The following is an 18,637-nucleotide window of genomic DNA, read 5'->3' as shown; positions in this document are numbered from 1 at the left end:
CGAGCCGCGCCTCCTCGCCGTGGCTTTGTTGTACCGAGTGCATCAATGAGGTTACCCTCGGGGCATGACCACGACCCGACGCCTGGGCGTCACGGGCCCACCGCTCGAGTACGGCGAAGGCTGGCGCCTGCAACGCGAGCTCCACGCCGAGGTCGTGGCCGGTCGACTCGACTCGGCCCTCGTCCTCTGTCAGCACCCGTCGGTCTACACGGCCGGCACGCGCACGCGACCGGAGGACCTGCCCCGCGACGGCTCCCCCGTCGTCCCGGTCGACCGCGGCGGACGCATCACCTGGCACGGCCCCGGCCAGTTGGTGGCGTACCCGATCGTGCGCCTGCCCGAGCCGCTCGACGTCGTCGCGCACGTCCGGGCGCTCGAGTCCTGCCTGATCGACGTGTGCGCGGGCGTGGGCGTGCCGGCGGTCCGCGTCGCCGGGCGCAGCGGCGCCTGGGTGCGGGGCCCGCTCGCGGACGAGAAGGTCGGCGCGGTCGGCGTGCGGGTCGCCGAGGGGGTCACGATGCACGGCGTCGCCCTCACCTGCGACGCCGACCTCGCGGCCTTCGACCAGATCGTGCCCTGCGGCATCACCGACGCCGGCGTGACGAGCCTCAGCCGCGCCTCCGGGAGGCACGTGGCCGTCACCGACGTCGCGGACGCCCTCGAGACCGCCCTGACCGCCTACCTGACCAGCATCGAGACCGCCGGTCGCACGCCGGCCCGACCCGACCCCGTGGGAGCCCACCGATGACGACGACCGCACCCGAGGGCCGACGCCTGCTGCGCGTCGAGGCCCGCAACGCCGAGACCCCGATCGAGAAGAAGCCGACCTGGATCAAGACGACCGCACGGCAGGGCCCCGAGTACCGCGCCCTGACCGACCTCGTCGTCGGCAAGAAGCTGCACACCGTGTGCCAGGAGGCCGGCTGCCCGAACATCTTCGAGTGCTGGGAGGACCGCGAGGCCACCTTCTTGATCGGCGGCTCGCAGTGCACCCGCCGGTGCGACTTCTGCCAGATCGACACCGGCCGGCCGAGCCCGGTCGACCGTCGCGAGCCGCTCTCGGTCGCCGAATCGGTGCGTGAGATGGGGCTTCGCTACGCGACCGTCACGGGCGTCGCACGCGACGACCTCGACGACGGAGGCGCGTGGCTGTACGCCGAGACCATCCGCCGCATCCACGAGCTCAACCCGGGCACCGGCGTCGAGATCCTCGTGCCCGACTTCAACGGCGTCTCCGAGAGACTGGGGCAGGTGTTCGCCGCCCGCCCCGAGGTGTTCGCCCACAACGTCGAGACCGTGCCGCGCATCTTCAAGCGCATCCGCCCCGCGTTCACCTTCGAGCGGTCGCTCGACGTCATCACGCAGGGGCACGACGCCGGCCTCGTGACGAAGTCGAACCTCATCCTCGGCATGGGCGAGGAGCGCGACGAGGTGATCGACGCCCTCGAACGCCTCCGGGAGGCGCACACCGACGTCGTCACGCTGACCCAGTACCTACGCCCCAGCCCCCGGCACCTGCCGGTCGCACGGTGGGTGCACCCCGACGAGTTCGTCGACTTCCGCGAGATCGCCGAGGACATGGGCTTCAGCGGCGTGCTCGCCGGGCCGCTCGTCCGGTCGTCGTACCGGGCGGGCCGGCTGTGGGCACGGGCGACCGAGGCTCGCGGCGGCGTCGTGCCCGAGGCGCTGCGACACCTGCTCGAGGCGGGAGCCGGGCGCCAGGCCGTGTGACACGACCCCGGTCGCTACGCGATCAGGTTCTGCACGAACACGTGCGGCGTGAAACCGGTGAGGTCGCCGATGCCCTCGCCTTGCCCGACGAGCTTGATCGGGATGCCGGTCTGCTCTTGCACGGCGAGGACGAACCCGCCACGGGCCGATCCGTCGAGCTTCGTGAGGACGAGTCCGGTGACCCCCGCGTGCTCGATGAAGGCCTGGGCCTGGGCCAGGCCGTTCTGGCCGGTGGTCGCGTCGAGCACGAGCAGCACCTCGGCGATCTCGGTCTGCTTCTCGACGACGCGCTTGATCTTGCCGAGCTCGTCCATCAGGCCCGACTTGGTCTGCAGGCGCCCGGCCGTGTCGATCAGGACGATCTCGATGCCCTCGCGCATGGCGAGCTCGACCGTCTGGAACGCCACCGACGCGGGGTCCTGCCCCTGCTGCTGCGGGCGGACGATGCGCGCCCCGGCACGGTCGGCCCAGGTCGCGACCTGCTCGACGGCCGCCGCGCGGAAGGTGTCGGCCGCCCCCACGACCACCGAGCGGTCGTAGTTGCGCAGGAACTTCGCGAACTTGCCGATCGTCGTCGTCTTGCCGACGCCGTTGACGCCGACCATCAGGACCACGGCGGGACGGGCGCTGAGCTTGAGGGTCGAGTCGAGCTTCGACAGGCGCTCTTCGAGGGTCTCGCGCAGCATGCGCTTGAGGTCGGCCGGGTCGGTGGTCGAGTAGCGCTGCACCTTCGCCTGCAGGTCGTCGATGATCTGCTCGGTGACGTCGGGGCCGAAGTCGGCGCCGATCAGGGCCGCCTCGAGGTCGTCCCACGTCGTCTCGTCGATCGTCTTCTTGGCGAACATGCCACGGAGGGCACCGGAGAGGGACCAGGGGGAAGCCATGCGCGCCAGCTTATTCGGCCCCGCGCGAGACCGCGGACGTGCAGAGGCTGTAAGCTCGCCGGGTTGAAGGGGAGTACTCCCGCGCGGTGGCGTCGTCAATACGGAAGAGACCGATCTCGACCCGGTGCACCGGTTCGCAGCCGTCCTGATCAGGACGCGACGCGAGTGGAGGAGACCTTCGGTACCCGTTGCGTACTGGAGGTACACACATGGACGTCCATTTCCTGACCTGGGCGATCACCATCGCCGGCATCATCGGCCTGCTGTTCTTCGACTTCTTCAGCCACGTGCGCACGCCCCACGAGCCGACGATCCGCGAGTCGGCGATCTGGTCGTGCGTCTACATCGGCATCGCCATCCTGTTCGGCGTCGGCGTCGGCGTCTTCTCGAACTGGACCTTCGGCGGTGAGTACTTCGCCGGCTACATCACCGAGAAGGCCCTCTCGGTCGACAACCTGTTCGTCTTCCTGATCATCATGACCAGCTTCGCGGTGCCCCGCATCTACCAGCAGAAGGTGCTGCTGGTCGGCATCGCCATCGCCCTGCTGTCGCGTGGTCTCTTCATCGCCGCGGGCGTCGTCATCATCGAGAACTTCTCGTGGGTCTTCTACCTGTTCGGCATCCTGCTGTTCTGGCTCGCCTACAGCCAGGTCAAGGGCGGCCACGGCGACGACGAGAAGGACGAGGCCGACAGCAAGCTCATCCGCGCCCTGCGCCGCGTCATCCCGACCTCGACGGACTACGACGGCCAGAAGCTGACGACGAAGGTCGACGGCAAGCGCCTCTTCACCCCGCTCTTCCTCGTCATGGTCGCCATCGGCCTGACCGACGTCCTCTTCGCCCTCGACTCGATCCCGGCGATCTTCGGCCTCACGCAAGAGGCGTACATCGTGTTCACGGCCAACGCGTTCTCGCTACTCGGCCTGCGCCAGCTCTACTTCTTGATCTCGGGCCTGCTCGAGCGCCTCGTCTACCTGGCCCAGGGCCTCGCGGTCATCCTCGCCTTCATCGGCGTCAAGCTGCTGTTCCACGCCCTGCACGTCAACGAGGTGCCGTTCATCAACGGCGGTGAGCCGATCACCTGGATTCCCGAGATCCCGATCTGGTTCTCGCTCGGCTTCATCGTGCTGGTGATCGCCGTCGCGACCGTCGCCAGCCTCGCCAAGACGCGCCGCGACGCGCGGGCGAAGGCCGGCGTCACGGAGACCACCGACCGCGACCACTGACCACCCCACGGGCGGCCCCACCCCGGGCCGCCCGTCGTCATCCCGCCCTCCACTCCCCCGCGGCACGCCCGCGACCGCACCACTGAACGGAACACCTCGATGCGCCTCGAACTCATCCGCCACGGCCAGACCGACTGGAACCGCGCCGACAAGCTGCAGGGCTCGTCCGACATCCCCCTCAACGACACGGGGCGCGGTCAGGCCCTCGAGGCGGCACGCCTGCTGGCCGGCGTCGAGTGGAGCGCCATCGTCTCGTCACCGCTCGGCCGGGCCCGCGAGACCGCAGAGATCATCGCGGGTGAGCTCGGCATCGAGCTGGGTGACGCCTACGACGAACTGATCGAGCGCGACTACGCCTCGCACGAGGGTCGCACCCCCGAGTCACCCATCCCCGACGAGCCCAACGCCGACTACCCCGACATCGAGCCCCGCGAGTCGGTCGCCGCCCGCGGCATCGGCGCGCTCGAGATGATCCGCGACACCCGACTGCCCCTCGACGGGGACGACGCCCACATCGTCGTCGTCTGCCACGGCACGATCATCCGCTTCACCCTCTCCGAGATCCTCGGCCGCGAGGTTCCGCACATCGAGAACGCCGCCGCGAACACCGTCGAATGGGACGGCAGCTCCTGGCGCGTGCTGAGCATCAACGGCGGGGTCGTCGACACGCCGATCGACTGACCCCACGGTGCCCCACGGGGCCCGGCGACGACGGAGGAGGCGCGGCCACGCAGGTCGCGCCTCCTTCGTCCGTACCGGGTCGGGCGGGCGGCCGGCGGGCCGGGCGGGGCCGGTCGGGCCGAGGCAGGGCCGGTCAGGCCGGGGCCGGGGCGGCGGTGCCGCGCTCGGCGACGACGCGCTGGCCGACGACGGCGCTGACGCCGTCCTGCCGCATCGAGACGCCGTAGAGGGCGTCGGCGATCTCCATCGTGCGTTTCTGGTGCGTGATGACGATGAGCTGGCTGGACTCGCGGAGGTCCTGGAAGATCGTCAGCAGGCGGCCGAGGTTCGCGTCGTCGAGCGCCGCCTCGACCTCGTCCATGATGTAGAACGGGCTCGGCCGGGCCTTGAAGATCGCGATGAGCAACGCGACGGCGGCCAGCGACCGCTCGCCGCCCGAGAGCAGCGAGAGCCGTTCGATCTTCTTGCCGGCCGGCCTCACGGTCACCTCGATGCCGGTCGCGAGCAGGTCGTCGGGGTCGGTCAGGTGCAACGAGCCGCTGCCGCCCGGGAAGAGGATCGGGAACACCCGGTCGAAGGCGGCCTGCGTGTCCGCGAAGGCACTGGCGAAGACGGTCTGCATCTTGTCGTCGATCTCGTCGATGATCGTCAGGAGGTCCCTCCGGGTGCTCGTCAGGTCGGTCAGCTGCTCGGTGAGGAAGAGGTGTCGCTGTTCGAGCGCCGCGAACTCTTCCAGGGCGAGCGGGTTGACCCGGCCGAGCTGCGCGAGCTTCTTCTCGGCCACGGCCAGGCGACGCTGCTGAGCCGTCCGGTCGAAGGGCACGCCCCGGGGAGGCGCGGCATCCGCCCCCGGGACGCGTGCGTCGTCGGGGTCGTCCCCCGCCTCGCCCGCACGGTCGGCGGGCTCCCCCGCCCCGTCCGCGTCGCCGGCCGCGTCGACGTCGACCAGGTCGACCTCGTCGTCGACGGACGGCCGGGCCACGACGTCGTCGTCGCTCGGCACGGGGACGTGCGGACCGTACTCGGCCACGAGGACGTCCTCGTCGAGACCGAGCTCGGAGCCTGCCCGCTCGAGCAGCCCAGACAGGTGCAACCTCGTCTCGTAGATCTCCATCTCGAGGCCGTGCACGCTCTCGGTCACGGTGCCGAGCCGGTCGCGCAGCTCGCGCTCGTCCCGACGCAGCGCCTGCAGCTCGGCGTTCTGCTCGGCCCGGGCGGCCTCGGCCTCGGCGAGCACCGCCCGGGCCTCGGCCACCGACCGCGCCACCGCGTCGAGGACGGGCGGCAGCGCCTCGAGCACCGACGACGTGGCGGCCATCTGCCGCTGCCGTTCGACCACCTGCCGGGCCTGGCGTTCGGCGGCCGCCCGTTGGTCGTCGAGCTGACGCTGGAGGGCCTCGGCACGGGCGATCTCGGCCCGGACCCGTTCGCGCACGGTCTCGAGGGCGATGCGGCGCTCGGTCTCGACCGCCCGCGCGGCCTCGACCTCGGCCAGCAGGCCGTCCCGCGCCGACGCGTCGAGCAGCGGGCGAGGACGGGCGGCGTGCTCGTCGTGGGCCGCCTCAGCCGCGTCGACGCCTCGGACCGCCGCGTCGACGGCCTCGGACGACGCGTCGAGCGCGGTCGAGAGACGGTCGACCTCGGCCTCGGCCGCCTCGACCCGGGCACGGAGGCGACCGAGCTGCTGCCCGTGGGCGGTGACCCGCGCCTCCTCGTCGCGGGCGGCGGCCGCCGCCTCCTTCGCGCGGGCACGCGTCGCGGCGAGTCGACCGCGGACGTCGGCGAGTTCGGGGGCGAGCCGCTCGATCTCGGTGGCGACCCCGGTCAGGCGCTCGGCGGCCGCGTCGCGCTCGGCGACGAGCTCGAGACGCGATCGTCCGGCACCGGACCCGCCCCGCAGCACGTAGTCGGTCAGCACCTCGCCGACGCGCGTGATGACGGTGACCGGCACGGGGTGGCCGGCGAGGGCGCGCCAGGCCGAGCGGGCGACCGCGAGGTCGTCGGCCACGACGGTGGCGGCCAACAGGCCGAGCACCCCGGGAGGCGCGGTGACGACGGTCGTGGCGGCGACGGCTCCGGTCGGGAGCTCGACGTCGAGCGTCGCCAGGGGGCGCTCGGGCTCGGCCACGACGACCTCGACCCGCCCGAGCCGGGCCTCGGTGGCGTGCGCGACGGCGCCGGCCGCGGCCTCGACGTCGTCGGCCAGCACCGAGTCGACGATGCTGCCGAGCGCCGCGGCGATCGCGGCCTCGTAGCCGGGCCGCACCTGGACGTGCTCGGCGACCAGGCCACGGATGCCCGGACGGCCCGCGGACGCGAGCGCGGCCGTGGCGTCGTCCTGGTCGAGGGCCAGCGACAGCGCGCTGCGTCGGGCCGCGAGGGCGTCGCGCTCGCGCTCGGCGACGTGCAACCGGTCGCGCCGCTCGTCGACGCTGGCCGAGAGGGCCGTCACCTCGGCCTCTGCCTCGGCCTGGACGGCCGCGTGGTCGACCCCGTCGCCCTCGACGCGCGGCGACCGCCGCTCGAGCTCGGCGTACTCGACGCGTCCGGCGTCGCGACGCGCCTCGGCGGCCTCGAGCGCGGCACGCTGCCGCAGCTGCTCACCACGCACGGCCGCGAGCCCCGAGCGCGCGGTGTCGAGCGCCCCCCGCAGCCTCGTCGCGTCGAGGTCGTGCTGCGAGACGAGGACGGCCTGCGCCTGGATCTCGACGTCGAGGGCGTCGAGCGAGGCACGGGCCGTCGCCAGCTCGGCGCCCGCCGCACCGACCGCGGACTCGGCCTGCGAGACGTCCCCGCGCAGACGCTCGGCCTCGTCGCGCGCGTCGGCGACCATGCCCGAGCTCACGGTCGTCGCCACCGCGGGCTGCTCCGCCTGCTGGGCGAGCAGCTGCAGTCGCTGCTGCGCCAGGCTCGACAGGCTGCGGAGGCGTTCGTGCACCGACTCGAGCCCGAAGGCCACCCGGCGGGCCTCGTCGACGGCGTCGCCGACCATGGCCTGCTCGAGTCGCTGCTCGCGCTGCTTGGCCTGGTCGAGCCGTTCGTGCAGGACGTCGCGTTCGCTCTTGCGCTCGGACTCGGTGCTCGTCCGAGCGGTCAGCGAGGCACGCAGGGCGACGACCTCGTCGGCCAGCAGGCGGGCCCGGGCGTCGCGGACGACCGCGGCGATGGTCTGCGCCTCGCGGGCGATCTCGGCCTGACGACCGAGGGGCTTGAGCTGGCGACGGATCTCGCCCGCGAGGTCGCTCAGGCGCGTGAGGTTGGTCTGCATCGCGTCGAGCTTGCGGAGGGTCTTCTCCTTGCGACGCCGGTGCTTGAGGATGCCCGCGGCCTCTTCGACGAAACCCCGGCGGTCCTCCGGGGTGGCGTGCAGCACCGCGTCGAGCTGCCCCTGGCCCACGATCACGTGCATCTCGCGGCCGAGACCGGAGTCGCTGAGCAGCTCTTGCACGTCGAGCAGACGACAGCCCTCGCCGTTGATGGCGTACTCGCTGCCCCCGTTGCGGAAGAGCGTGCGGCTGATCGTCACCTCGGCGTAGTCGATCGGCAGGGCCCCGTCGGAGTTGTCGATCGTGAGGACGACCTGCGCGCGGCCGAGCGGGCCGCGCGTCGAGGTGCCGGCGAAGATGACGTCCTCCATCTTGCCGCCGCGCAGGTTCTTCGCCCCCTGCTCGCCCATCACCCACGCCAGGGCGTCGACCACGTTGCTCTTGCCCGAGCCGTTGGGGCCCACCACGCAGGTGACGCCCGGCTCGAAGGCGAACGTGGTCGCCGAGGCGAACGACTTGAAGCCCTTGAGCGTGAGGCTCTTCAGGTGCATGCGCCGCGCCTCCTCGGGACTCGTGACGGGTGGTGACCCGCGCTCAAGGATACGGGCGGGTGGCCCGTCGACCGGGGAGGCGGGCGGCACCGACGGCACCGCGGGTCAGCTCGTGCGGACCCTCTGACAGCGGGGGCAGAAGTGGCTGGACCGGTTCATGAAGGCCTCGCGCACGATCGGGGTGCCGCATCGCGGGCACGGGCGCCCCTGCTGCCCGTAGGCGGCGAGGCTGTGGCTGAAGTAGCCCGACTGGCCGTTCACGTTGACGTACTGGGCGTCGAAGCTCGTGCCCCCTTCGCCGAGCGCCTTGAGCAGCACGACCCGGATCTCGGCCAGCAACACCCGCGCCCGGGCCGTCGAGAACGTCTCGGTCGGCTGCTCGGGGTGGACGCGTGCGGCCCAGAGGCTCTCGTCGGCGTAGATGTTGCCCACGCCGCTGAGCAGGCCCTGGTCGAGCAGTGCCCGCTTGACGCCGGTGCGACGGGCCAGCAGCCGCGTGAGCACCCGGGGCTCGTCGAAGACCGGGTCGAGGGGGTCGCGTGCGATGTGCGACACCTGCTGCGGGACGCGGCGCACCCAGGCGGCCGGGTCGTCGTCGGTCCCGGCGACGTCGGGTGCGGGCGTCGCGCGCCCTGGGGCCCGACCGTCGGACACCGACACGGCCTCGGCGTCGGCCTCGGAGCCCAGGAGGCGCGCGCCGGCGAACCCCGCAGCCCGCCCGTCGAGGGTGGGCACCGTCTCGTCGAGGGCCATCGAGCCGAAGATGCGCTGGTCGACGAAGGCGAGGCGCACGGCCCCGTGGGACGGGCTCTCGACGTCGAGGCGGATGCGCATCAGGCGGTCGGGGTCGGCGTCGCGACTGCGGAGCAGCACCTGCCCGCTCATGCCGAGGTGCGCCACGAGCGCCAGAGGATGCTCGTGCGGCTCGGCCGGCTCGAACGGGAACCAGAGGAACTTGCCCCGTCGGACGGCGGAGTCGATCGTGCCGCCGACGAGCCGGTCGACGAAGTCGTCGCTCGGGCCCCGATGCCGTTTGAGCGACCGCTGGTCGAGCACGTCGACGGCTGACACCACGGCGCCGGCCACGACCGGGTGGAGCCCGGCACGGACGACCTCGACCTCGGGGAGTTCGGGCACGGTCAGTCGGAGGTCGCGGCGGCCCGGCGGGCGGCGGCCACCCCGGCGGCCGAGGCGTTCAGCGTCGTCCAGGCCTCGAGGGCCGCGGCCATCTCGGCCTGCTTCTTGCTGCTGCCCGACCCCTCGGCGACGCCCTGCTCGTCACCCAGGGCGACGACGGCGTGGAACCGCTTGTCGTGGTCGGGCCCGCTGTCGGTCACCGAGTACGACGGCATGCCGCGCCCGAGGGCGGCGGCGAGCTCTTGCAGGCTGGTCTTGGGGTCCATCGCGGCGCCGAAGCGGTCGGGGTCGACGAGCAGCGGCGCGACGAGCCGCAGCACCAACGCGGTCGCGGCCTCGCCCCCGGCCTCGAGGTACGTCGCACCGATGATCGCCTCGACGGTGTCGGCGAGGATCGAGTGCTTGTCGCGTCCGCCCGTCAGCTCTTCGCCGCGGCCGAGCCGGAGGTGCGGGCCGAGCCCCACGATGCGGGCCACCTCGGCCAGGGCCACGGTGCTCACCAGGCTCGCCCGACGCTTGGCGAGGTCACCCTCGTCGAGGTCGGGGTTCTCGGTGAACAGCATGACCGTGACGGCCTGCCCGAGGATCGAGTCGCCGAGGAACTCGAGGCGCTCGTTGTTGCCCACGCCGCCGTGCTCGTACGAGTACGACCGGTGGGTGAGAGCCTGGTCGATGAGGTCGTCGCTCAGCTCGATCTGCAGTCGGGACAAGAGAACAGCCCGGTCGGCACCAGGGCTCGACTCGGGCTGACTCATGCGCTCACCGCGGGGGTGGACGGGTTCACGTCGGTGATCAGACGTCGGCGACCTTGCGGCCCTTGTACTCCATGTACAGGGCGGTGCCGGCGCTGTCTTCGACGACCTTGGCACGGTGCGGGAGGCTGTAGGTGACCTTGCCGTTCTCGATCGTCTTGACGAGCTGGACCGGCGTGGCCTTCCACTGCGAACGACGAGCGTGCGTGTTCGAGCGTGACTGTTTGCGCTTCGGGACGGCCATGGGTTTCTCTTCTCTCTGTCGGCGCCCTCACGGGTGCCTGGGTCTGACGGTGGTGGGTGACGCGGTGGTGTTCAGTGCTGCGCGTCGGGCGAGTGCGGGTCGTCTCGACCTGCGCTCTGTGACGTGCCGTCGGCGGGTGCCGATTCAGCCTGGAACCCTGCCAGGGCCGACCAGCGGGGGTCGACGATCTCGCGGGGCTGGTAGTCGGGGATGTCGTCCACGCGCTCGCCCGTTTCGGGGTCGAGGCCCGGACAATCCGGCCGACAGACCGGCTGGAAGGGCAGTGACAGAACCACTGCGTCTCTGACCACTGGTTCAAGATCCACGTGATCGTCTTGAACCTGATAGTCAAAAGCTTCGTCGACATCGTACGCGAAAAGCTCGGCGAAATCGACTTCGACCGGCTCGGCGATGTCGCGCAGGCAGCGGCTGCACTCGCCGACGGCCGTGCCCGACACGTGGGCGGACACCAGGATGCCGTCGTGCAGCCCCTCGAGCTTGACGTCGAGCTCGAGCTCGGCACCCTTCGGCACCGCGATCTGGCCCTCGCCGAGCTTCTCGGGCACGACGACCTCGAGCTGGTGCTCGCGCATCTCGCCCGGACGGTGCACGAGGTCGAACACCGGCACGGTGTAAGGGGTCTTGGTGAAATGAGGCACGGAGAGGGAGTTTACGCCGTCGAACCGGACGTCGCCTCCGTGCCGCCGACGAGCGACCGGGGGGCGATCGTCGCCGCGACCCGCTCCCCGAGGGACGAGGAGGCGCGGAGCCCGTCGATCACGCGACGCGCGTCCACCTGCACCCGGCGCGCCGCCGGCTCGGCCCCGAAGCGCTCCGCCTGCAGGGCGTCCAGCAGCGCGGTCGTCGCGACCCGCGCCTCCTGCGCCCTCGACGCCCGGCCGGACGCCGGTGCCGCAGCGGCGTCGCCCGCCGGGGCGGCGTCGACCTGCCCCAGCCGTCGGAGCAGCAGGTCGGCGACGGCCGGCGGCGTGAGCCCCGACGTCACGGGCACGCCGAGGTCTCGGGCCGTGTCGACCACCTCGTGCCAGGCGTGCAGCGCCAGGTCGGGAGGCGCGGCGGACAGCCGTCGGCGTCGGCGACCGGCACGCAGGCCGGAGGGCACGACCAGGCCCGCGAGCAGCAGGGCGGCGAGCACCGAGAGCCCGACGGCCGGGACCGGCCCGACGCCGGCACCCGAGCCGGCGGCCCCCGACGTCGGGGTGGCGCTCGTGCCGGGGGCCGCCGTCGTCGGGGCCGTCGTCGCCGAGGGACCCGTGCTGGCGTCGGGAGCCGTGCTGGCGTCGTCCGAGGGGACGTCGCTCGGCTCGACGCCGGTCTGCTGGAGGTACTGCTGGGGGGCGCCGAGCCCCACGGTCGGCTCGAACGGCACCCAGCCGAGGCCGGCGAAGTACAGCTCGGGCCAGGTGTGCAGGTCGTCGCTGCTGACCTGGAAGGCCGCGTCGTCGCCGACCCCCTGGAGGTCCCCGGGCAGGAACCCGACGGCCACGCGCGACGGGATGCCGAGCGTGCGCGCCATCACGGCCATGGCCGAGGCGAAGTGCACGCAGTAGCCGCTCTTCACCTGCAGGAAGGTCTCGATCGCGTCGAGACCGCTGCCGTCGTAGCCGCGGTCGACGGGCGTGTCCTCGGAATAGGTGAAGTCGCCGTCACGGAAGTAGTCCTGCAGCTCGACGGCGGCGTCGAACGGGTTGGCGGCACCCGTGGTCACCTGGGCGGCGAGGTCGGTGACGGCCTGCGGGACCTCGTCGACCGAGAGGTAGGCCGACATGTCGGGCCCGGAGTCGTCGAGCGAGGCGACGACCTGCTCGGGGCTGGGGTCGACCGGACGACTCGTCACCTGGTACTCGAGCCCCTGGGTGCCCTCGGAGTCGCTGCGGACCGTGACGCCGCTCTCGTCGACGAACCGCCACTGGTCGTCCAGGCCCTCGATGCTCGTGGGCGGGACGGGCACCGGCAGGTACGGGCTGCGCAGCGCCCCGACGGTCACGTCGGTGGTGACCTCCCGTCGGGCGGTGCCCGGGTCGATGCCCGGGGCGTCCGGCAGGGCGTCGAGGGTGTTCAGCGGATCGAGCTGGACGTCGGCGGGGCTCCAGGACCGGCCCGAGAAGTCGACGAGGTCGACGAGCTTCAGGTACTGGCCCTGCGCGTCGTCGGTGCGGTACGACAGGACCGTCACCGGCGCGCCACGCCGGAGGTCGTCGCCGAGGTCGATGATCGGGTTCACCCCGGTGGCGAGGCCCGTGCCGGTGCCCGACCCGGTCAGCGGCGCCACGCCCGACAGCGGGACGACCGCGGTCAGCAGGCCGGCGACCGCCACCGACGCCGCGGCGCCGACGAGGCCCGCCCGCGACGGCTGTCGACCGGTCGACACCATCAGCAGCACCAGGTAGGCCAGCACCGTCGCGACGACCCACGGCCAGCTCGTGGCGACGTTCGGCACGAAGGTCGGCACGGCCAGCACCAGCGCGGGGAACAGCCCGGTCGTCACGGTCAACTGGCCGACGCTGGACAGCAGGTCGGTGACCACGGCGACGACGAGGACCGAGACGGCCACGGTGACGAGCAGGCCGTCGTTCACCTCGACCGGCGCCGACCCGTCGACGATGGCGGCGTTCGCCTGCGCCGACAGCTCGGGGAGGCGCGCGAAGGTCGCCCCCGTCGGCACGACGCCCAGCAGGGCCGTGCCCCCCGAGGCGAAGGCCGTCGTGACGAGGGCCCCCGCGACGGCGCCGACGACGACGCCCACCCAGGACGCGGCCCCCAGGGACCGCAGGGTCAGCGACGCACCGAGGACGACACCCGAGACGACGGCACCGGCCACCCACCAGCCGACCCCGACGAACACGGGGTGCAGGCTGGCCAGCGAGAGGACGAGCACGAGCCAGAGCAGCACCGAGGTCTGCCACCGCGTCGTGGCCCCCGGCTCCGCCCCGAAGAAGCCCACGCGAGGCGTCGGGTCAGTCATCGAGCACCCCCGCGCCGGCGATCAGTCGCCCGACGTCGTCACTCGAGTCGGCTTCGACGACCCGCCACCCGGCGTCCACCAGGGCACCGGCCACCTCGTCGGGGCCCAGGACGCGACCGTCCGCCCGGTCGGTGCCCTCGACGTCCCGCGCGGGACGGGAGGTGAGACCGGCACCGAGCGGCAGGGCGGGTGTCACGACGACGGCCACGGCCGACGACCCGACGGCCCGCGAGGCGACGAGCAGGTCGAGTTCGAGTCGGCGGAGCCCGGACACCACGGCGACCACGGGTTCACGCGGCGACGGGGTGGGCGCGGGCGCGCCGAGGTCGTCGTCCAACCGGAGGTCGGCGAGGTCGTCGAGGAACGCCGTGGTCGAGTCGGGGTCGTGCCGGGCGACGAGCGACCCGCCGGGTGTCGCGAGCACGGTGAGCGACCCCGCGTGACCGACCTCGACCGCGACCGTCGCCGCGAACGACACCGCCCACTCGAAGGCGTCGCTGACGAGCGGGATCGCCGGTGCCGCCGGGCCGGACCGGCGGCCGGTCGACGGCGGCACCGTCGGCCGGGCGTCCGACCAGCCCTCGGCGGCGACCGCGATGACCACGCGGGCGCTCGGCAGGCCGTGCTGCTCTTCTTGACGGACCATGAGTTCACCGTGGCGGGCCGTGGCCTTCCAGTGCACGCGCCGCATCGGGTCGCCCCGGCGGTACTCGCGGGTGACCGGGTCGTCCTCACCGCCGGCCAGGCTGTGCTCGCGCTGCCGCCTCGACCCGTCGCCGAGCGCCCGGGACTCCCGACCGAGCCCGACCTCGACGACCTCGGGCACGACGACGAACTCGGCCGCGCCGTCCGCCACGACGCGACGTCGGGCGACGCCGTACGACTCGACGAGGTCCACGTGCAGCGGTCCGATGCGGTGGCGTCCGCGCGGCAGGTCGTGGTGACGGAAGACCGCCGAGGAGGCGCGCCCCGGCACGAGCAGGACGGCCGCGGCCTCGGAGTCGCCCAGCCGCCCGAACGGCAGCTGCTCGCGCACGCGCACCGTGCCGGACGTCCGGCCCCCGCGGGGCAGGACCGACACCGTCTCGACGGCGGACCACCCGGCCACGCCGCGGTCGGGCGAGAACCGGCGGGCGACCCGGACGTCGGCCGTCCGGAAGAGCAGCGACACCGTGACGGCGACGATCAGCACGACGAGGGTGGTGCCGGCGAAGACGAGCGCCGGGGCCTGCAGCAGCCACCCGACGAGCACGACGAGCACCCCGGCGGCGAGCACGCCGACACCACGGCCGGTCGGCCTGGGGACCCCACCCCGCTTCACGGTCAGCGGGCGTCGGCCGGGTCGCCGAGCGGCACGGCCGTCCGTTCGACGACGTCGGCGACGACGTCGTACGCGGCCGAGACCGCCCCGGCCCCCGCCCGACCGGCGAGGATGACCCGGTGCCCGAGGACGGGGCCGCTGAGGGCGTCGACGTCGTCGGGGACGACGTAGCCGCGACCGTTGAGGGCGGCCCACGACTTGGCGGCCCGCATCAGCTGCAGCGTCGCCCGGGGGCTCGCCCCGAGGCGCACGTCGGGGTGCACCCGCGTCGCCTGGACGATGCGGACGGCGTACTCCTCGACGGCCTCGGCCGTGTAGACGGTGCGCACGGCGGCGATCATGCGGGTGAGCTCGTCGAGGGAGACGAGCGGGCGCAGGGTGTCGAGGGGGCTGACGCGCTCGCGCTGCTGCAACATGCGCAACTCGCTGCGGGCGTCCGGGTAGCCCAGCGAGATGCGGGCCATGAACCGGTCGCGCTGGGCCTCGGGCAGGTTGTAGGTGCCCTCCATCTCGACCGGGTTCTGCGTCGCCACGACGAGGAACGGCGACGGCAGCGGGTGGGTGGTGCCGTCGACCGTCACCTGGCGCTCCTCGAGGCTCTCGAGCAGGGCCGACTGCGTCTTGGGCGAAGCGCGGTTGATCTCGTCGCCGATGACGACGTTCGCGAACACGGGGCCGGGCTTGAACTCGAACCCGCCGCTCTGCCGGTCGTAGACCGACACGCCCGTGATGTCGCTCGGCAGGAGGTCGGGGGTGAACTGGATGCGCGTGACCGTCGCGTCGACGGCCTTGGCGAGGGCGCGGGCGAGCTGGGTCTTGCCGACCCCGGGGACGTCCTCGATGAGCAGGTGCCCCTCGGCGAGCAGCACGGTGAGGGCCGTCGAGATCGCGCCGTCCTTGCCGTCGATGACGGTGGCGACGGCCTCGAGGATGCCGCGGGCCCGCCGCTGGACCTCGTCGAGCGACATCTCGGACCCGGCTCGGACGGCAGGGTCGACGGTCGGGTCGTTGGTCGTGGTCATCGCGTCGTCCTCGGTCGGGTCGGTCGGGGTCAGGTGGTGCTGAGGTACGCGGCGACGGCCTCGGGCACGTACGGAGACACGTCGCCGCCGAGGGACGCGACCTGCCGGACCAGCGAACTCGAGACGTGCGCGTGGGCGGGGTCGGGCAGCAGGAACACGGTCTCGACGCCGGCGAGGCTGCGGTTCATGATCGCCATCGGGGTCTCGTACGCGACGTCGACCTGCGAGCGGATGCCCTTGACGAGCACGCTGGCGCCGACCTCGGTGCAGTAGTCGACCAGCAGCCCGACGCTCCAGCTGTGCACGGTGACGGTGTCGGGCAGACCCGCGGCGCGCAGCGAGTCGCCGAGCAGAGAGACGCGCTGCGCCAAGGGCAGCAGGGCGCTCTTCTCGGGGTTGTGCACCACGAGGACGTGGACCTCGTCGAAGATGTTGGCGGCCCGGGCGATCACGTCGACGTGACCGAGGGTCACGGGATCGAACGAACCCGGGACGACGGCGATCCTGCTCATCCGGTCACTGTATCCCGCCGACCCCGGACGCACACCCAGGGCGGACCCACCGTCGAGGACGCGTCACGCATCGTCGGCAGGCTCAGTTCTTGCCCATCGCCTCGCGACCACGGTCGTCCAGTCGCCGGGCGATGGCCGCGGCGAGCGCGGGATGGTCGACGAGGCGGGGATCGGCCTCGAGCACCTCGGCCGCGTGCTCTCGTGCGAGCCCGATGAGGTCGCCGTCGCGGGCGACCCGCAGCAGGCGCAACGAGGAGCGCCCGCCCGACTGGAGGTTGCCCAACACGTCGCCCTCGCGGCGGAGGTCGAGGTCGACCTGGGCGAGCTCGAAGCCGTCGAGCGTCGCCGCGACCGCGTCGACCCGCTCGCGCGCCACCGTCTCGGCCTCGGCGTGGGTGACGAGCAGGCAGAGCCCCGGGTGGCCGCCTCGCCCGACGCGACCCCGCAGCTGGTGCAGCTGAGAGACGCCGAACCGGTCGGCGTCGAGCACGACCATGGTCGAGGCGTTCGGCACGTCGACCCCGACCTCGATGACCGTGGTGGCCACGAGCACGTCGATGTCACCGGCGGCGAACCGGCGCATGACGTCGTCCTTCTGGTCGGACGACATGCGGCCGTGCAGCGGTTCGACGCGCAGGCCCTGCAGCACCGGGATCGTGGGCACCCGGGCCATGACCCCCTCGACGCTGGCCCGTTCGGGTGCCGGCGCCTCGGACGCGCCTCCTCCGGGCGGATCGTCGCCGGACGCCGCGTCGACCTCGGGCGGGTCACCCGGTTCGGCCGTCACCGCGTCGATCGCGGGGCAGACGACGAAGACCTGTCGCCCCTTCGCGACCTCCTCGGCCGAGCGCTGCCAGATGCGACCGCCCCAGGTCGGGTGGTCGGCGAGCGGCACGACGAACGACTCGATGGCCTGACGCCCCTTCGGCAGCTCGGCGATGGTCGAGACGTCGAGGTCGCCGAACACCGTCATGGCGACCGTCCGGGGTATGGGCGTGGCGGTGAGGACGAGCACGTGCGGCGGCGTGGCCCCCTTCTTGCGCAGGGCCTCGCGCTGGTCGACGCCGAAACGGTGCTGCTCGTCGACGACCACGAGCCCGAGGTCGACGAACTCGACGGCCTCGCTGATCAACGCGTGCGTGCCGACGACGACGTGCGCCTGACCGCTGACGATCGACAGCAGCGCCTTCTTGCGTTGCGCCACGGTCATCTGGCCGGTCAGCAGGGTCGGTCGCAGCCGGGCGGCCAAGTCGGGCCCGAGGGTCGCCGTGATGGACCGCAGGTGCTGGGCCGCGAGCACCTCGGTGGGGGCGAGCAGGGCAGACTGTCCCCCGCTCTCGGCCACGGCGAGCATGGCCCGCAGGGCGACGAGGGTCTTGCCCGAGCCGACCTCGCCCTGGACGAGGCGGTTCATCGGGACCTCGGCCTCGAGGTCGCGGGTGATCTCGTCACCCACGAGTCGTTGGTCGCCCGTCCGCTCGAAGGGCAGCGCGGCGTCGAACGTCGCCAGCAAGCCGTCGGGGGCGGCCCGACGGGGCGTCGCGGCGGAGCGGCGCACGAGCGCCCGTTGCTGCAACAACGCGCTCTGCAGCACGTAGGCCTCGTCGAACCGCAACGTGTCGCGGGCCGTGAGGTGGTCACGGTCGGTCTCGGGACGGTGGATGCGCTCGTAGGCCTCGGACACCGGCATCAGGTCGAGCTCGGCCCGCACCGACGCCGGCACGGCGTCGTCGATCGGCGGCAGGCCGTCGAGCAGGACCTCGACCGACTTCTGCACCTGCCACGAGGCCACGGAGGCGCTGGCCGGGTAGATCGGGATCGGTTGCTTCGCCCACCTCTGGGCCTGCTGGTCGCCGACGCCGGCGACGGCCTCGTGCGAGGCGTCGAACAGCTCGTAGTCGGGGTGGGCGAGCTGACGGAGCCCCCGGTAGTCGCCGACCTTGCCCGCGAAGATGCCGCGGGCACCCGGCACGAGGTCCTTCGCCCGCCAGGCCTGGTTGAAGAAGGTGAGCGTCAGGATGCCCTGCCCGTCGCCGATGCGCACCTCGAGGATCGACCCACGGCGGGCGCGCATGGTGCGCTCTCGCACGTCGAGCACCTGCGCGACGATCGTGACCGACTCGCCGAGCGGCAGCTGGTCGAGGGCCGTGAGCTCGCCGCGCCGGGCGTAGCGCCGCGGGAAGTGCGTCAGCAGGTCGCCGACGGTGCGCAGGCCGAAGGCCTTCTGCAGCGCGGTGGCCGTCCGGCCGCCGAGGGCCCCGGCCAGCGACGCGTCGAGGGGTGAGTCGGGCACGGACACCACGCTAGTGCCCGCCCCCGACGGC

Annotated in this window: 15 protein-coding genes; 4 read left to right on the top strand and 11 right to left on the bottom strand. The window is 72.8% G+C overall.

All coding sequences use genetic code 11. The features are described 5' to 3' along the window. Positions 1 to 64: 64 nt before the first annotated feature. Both lipB and lipA read left to right on the top strand, forming a co-directional pair. Positions 65 to 748 (top strand): lipoyl(octanoyl) transferase LipB, encoded by a 684-nt coding sequence (gene lipB, locus AC3CCI_RS12915; protein WP_354592995.1) that lies wholly within the window; start codon positions 65 to 67, stop codon positions 746 to 748. Then, positions 745 to 1,731 carry a lipoyl synthase gene (gene lipA, locus AC3CCI_RS12910; protein WP_488627424.1) on the top strand — a complete coding sequence of 329 codons (987 nt, stop codon included), beginning with the start codon at positions 745 to 747 and terminating at the stop codon, positions 1,729 to 1,731. Before lipB ends, lipA begins: the two co-directional genes overlap by 4 nt. A 14-nt stretch (positions 1,732 to 1,745) precedes the next feature. Here the strand turns inward: lipA and ftsY are convergent, their stop codons facing one another. Next, positions 1,746 to 2,615 carry a signal recognition particle-docking protein FtsY gene (ftsY, locus tag AC3CCI_RS12905; protein WP_056047659.1) on the bottom strand — a complete coding sequence of 290 codons (870 nt, stop codon included), beginning with the start codon at positions 2,613 to 2,615 and terminating at the stop codon, positions 1,746 to 1,748. Between the two features lie 209 nt (positions 2,616 to 2,824). On the opposite strand from ftsY, the gene AC3CCI_RS12900 reads away from it, so the two are divergent. Both AC3CCI_RS12900 and AC3CCI_RS12895 read left to right on the top strand, forming a co-directional pair. Beyond that, on the top strand, positions 2,825 to 3,841 hold the full coding sequence (locus AC3CCI_RS12900; protein WP_354592998.1) for a TerC family protein: 1,017 nt from the start codon (positions 2,825 to 2,827) through the stop codon (positions 3,839 to 3,841). Positions 3,842 to 3,940: 99 nt separating this feature from the next. Beyond that, positions 3,941 to 4,522: a histidine phosphatase family protein gene (locus tag AC3CCI_RS12895; RefSeq protein WP_354592999.1), complete on the top strand. Its 582-nt coding sequence runs from the start codon at positions 3,941 to 3,943 to the stop codon at positions 4,520 to 4,522. 133 nt (positions 4,523 to 4,655) lie between these two features. Here AC3CCI_RS12895 and smc read toward each other — a convergent pair whose 3' ends face one another. The 10 genes from smc to AC3CCI_RS12845 form a co-directional block, all read right to left on the bottom strand. Then, entirely contained in the window at positions 4,656 to 8,339 is a 3,684-nt protein-coding gene (gene smc / locus AC3CCI_RS12890; RefSeq protein WP_488627423.1) for a chromosome segregation protein SMC, read from the bottom strand. Positions 8,340 to 8,444: 105 nt separating this feature from the next. Continuing rightward, entirely contained in the window at positions 8,445 to 9,476 is a 1,032-nt protein-coding gene (locus AC3CCI_RS12885; RefSeq protein ID WP_488627422.1) for a DNA-formamidopyrimidine glycosylase family protein, read from the bottom strand. Positions 9,477 to 9,478: 2 nt separating this feature from the next. Then, entirely contained in the window at positions 9,479 to 10,231 is a 753-nt protein-coding gene (rnc, locus tag AC3CCI_RS12880) for a ribonuclease III (RefSeq protein WP_354593002.1), read from the bottom strand. A 37-nt stretch (positions 10,232 to 10,268) separates the two neighbouring features. Further along, positions 10,269 to 10,472 carry a 50S ribosomal protein L32 gene (gene rpmF / locus AC3CCI_RS12875; RefSeq protein WP_043593937.1) on the bottom strand — a complete coding sequence of 68 codons (204 nt, stop codon included), beginning with the start codon at positions 10,470 to 10,472 and terminating at the stop codon, positions 10,269 to 10,271. Between the two features lie 71 nt (positions 10,473 to 10,543). Continuing rightward, the gene (locus AC3CCI_RS12870) at positions 10,544 to 11,065 is read right to left on the bottom strand and encodes a YceD family protein (protein WP_488628691.1); all 522 of its coding nucleotides are present in this window, start codon (positions 11,063 to 11,065) and stop codon (positions 10,544 to 10,546) included. A 77-nt stretch (positions 11,066 to 11,142) separates the two neighbouring features. After that, positions 11,143 to 13,458 (bottom strand): transglutaminase TgpA family protein, encoded by a 2,316-nt coding sequence (locus AC3CCI_RS12865; RefSeq protein WP_488627421.1) that lies wholly within the window; start codon positions 13,456 to 13,458, stop codon positions 11,143 to 11,145. Then, positions 13,451 to 14,734, bottom strand: a complete 1,284-nt coding sequence (locus AC3CCI_RS12860; protein WP_488627420.1) for a DUF58 domain-containing protein — start codon at positions 14,732 to 14,734, stop codon at positions 13,451 to 13,453. The genes AC3CCI_RS12865 and AC3CCI_RS12860 overlap by 8 nt, the downstream gene beginning before the upstream one ends. 47 nt (positions 14,735 to 14,781) lie before the next feature. Next, positions 14,782 to 15,801 carry an AAA family ATPase gene (locus tag AC3CCI_RS12855; RefSeq protein ID WP_488627419.1) on the bottom strand — a complete coding sequence of 340 codons (1,020 nt, stop codon included), beginning with the start codon at positions 15,799 to 15,801 and terminating at the stop codon, positions 14,782 to 14,784. Between the two features lie 29 nt (positions 15,802 to 15,830). After that, positions 15,831 to 16,313, bottom strand: a complete 483-nt coding sequence (gene coaD, locus AC3CCI_RS12850; protein WP_056257317.1) for a pantetheine-phosphate adenylyltransferase — start codon at positions 16,311 to 16,313, stop codon at positions 15,831 to 15,833. Positions 16,314 to 16,395: 82 nt separating this feature from the next. Beyond that, a complete protein-coding gene (locus AC3CCI_RS12845) occupies positions 16,396 to 18,606 on the bottom strand; it encodes an ATP-dependent DNA helicase RecG (protein WP_488627418.1) in 2,211 nt (736 codons plus the stop codon). Positions 18,607 to 18,637 lie beyond the last annotated feature (31 nt).

It is taken from the genome of Frigoribacterium sp. CF331, from assembly GCF_057787905.1.
The sequence above is the reverse complement of the archived record's forward strand: the minus strand, read 5'-3'. Positions and strand labels throughout refer to the sequence as shown.

What these genes read in the sequence shown, in the direction of transcription:
- lipB (WP_354592995.1), top strand. Translation starts at nt 65, where the DNA reads ATGACCACGACCCGACGCCTGGGCGTCACGGGCCCACCGCTCGAGTAC.
- lipA (WP_488627424.1), top strand. Translation starts at nt 745, where the DNA reads ATGACGACGACCGCACCCGAGGGCCGACGCCTGCTGCGCGTCGAGGCC.
- ftsY (WP_056047659.1), bottom strand. Translation starts at nt 2,615, where the DNA reads ATGGCTTCCCCCTGGTCCCTCTCCGGTGCCCTCCGTGGCATGTTCGCC.
- AC3CCI_RS12900 (WP_354592998.1), top strand. Translation starts at nt 2,825, where the DNA reads ATGGACGTCCATTTCCTGACCTGGGCGATCACCATCGCCGGCATCATC.
- AC3CCI_RS12895 (WP_354592999.1), top strand. Translation starts at nt 3,941, where the DNA reads ATGCGCCTCGAACTCATCCGCCACGGCCAGACCGACTGGAACCGCGCC.
- smc (WP_488627423.1), bottom strand. Translation starts at nt 8,339, where the DNA reads ATGCACCTGAAGAGCCTCACGCTCAAGGGCTTCAAGTCGTTCGCCTCG.
- rnc (WP_354593002.1), bottom strand. Translation starts at nt 10,231, where the DNA reads ATGAGTCAGCCCGAGTCGAGCCCTGGTGCCGACCGGGCTGTTCTCTTG.
- rpmF (WP_043593937.1), bottom strand. Translation starts at nt 10,472, where the DNA reads ATGGCCGTCCCGAAGCGCAAACAGTCACGCTCGAACACGCACGCTCGT.
- AC3CCI_RS12870 (WP_488628691.1), bottom strand. Translation starts at nt 11,065, where the DNA reads ATGCGCGAGCACCAGCTCGAGGTCGTCGTGCCCGAGAAGCTCGGCGAG.
- AC3CCI_RS12865 (WP_488627421.1), bottom strand. Translation starts at nt 13,458, where the DNA reads ATGACTGACCCGACGCCTCGCGTGGGCTTCTTCGGGGCGGAGCCGGGG.
- AC3CCI_RS12855 (WP_488627419.1), bottom strand. Translation starts at nt 15,801, where the DNA reads ATGACCACGACCAACGACCCGACCGTCGACCCTGCCGTCCGAGCCGGG.
- coaD (WP_056257317.1), bottom strand. Translation starts at nt 16,313, where the DNA reads ATGAGCAGGATCGCCGTCGTCCCGGGTTCGTTCGATCCCGTGACCCTC.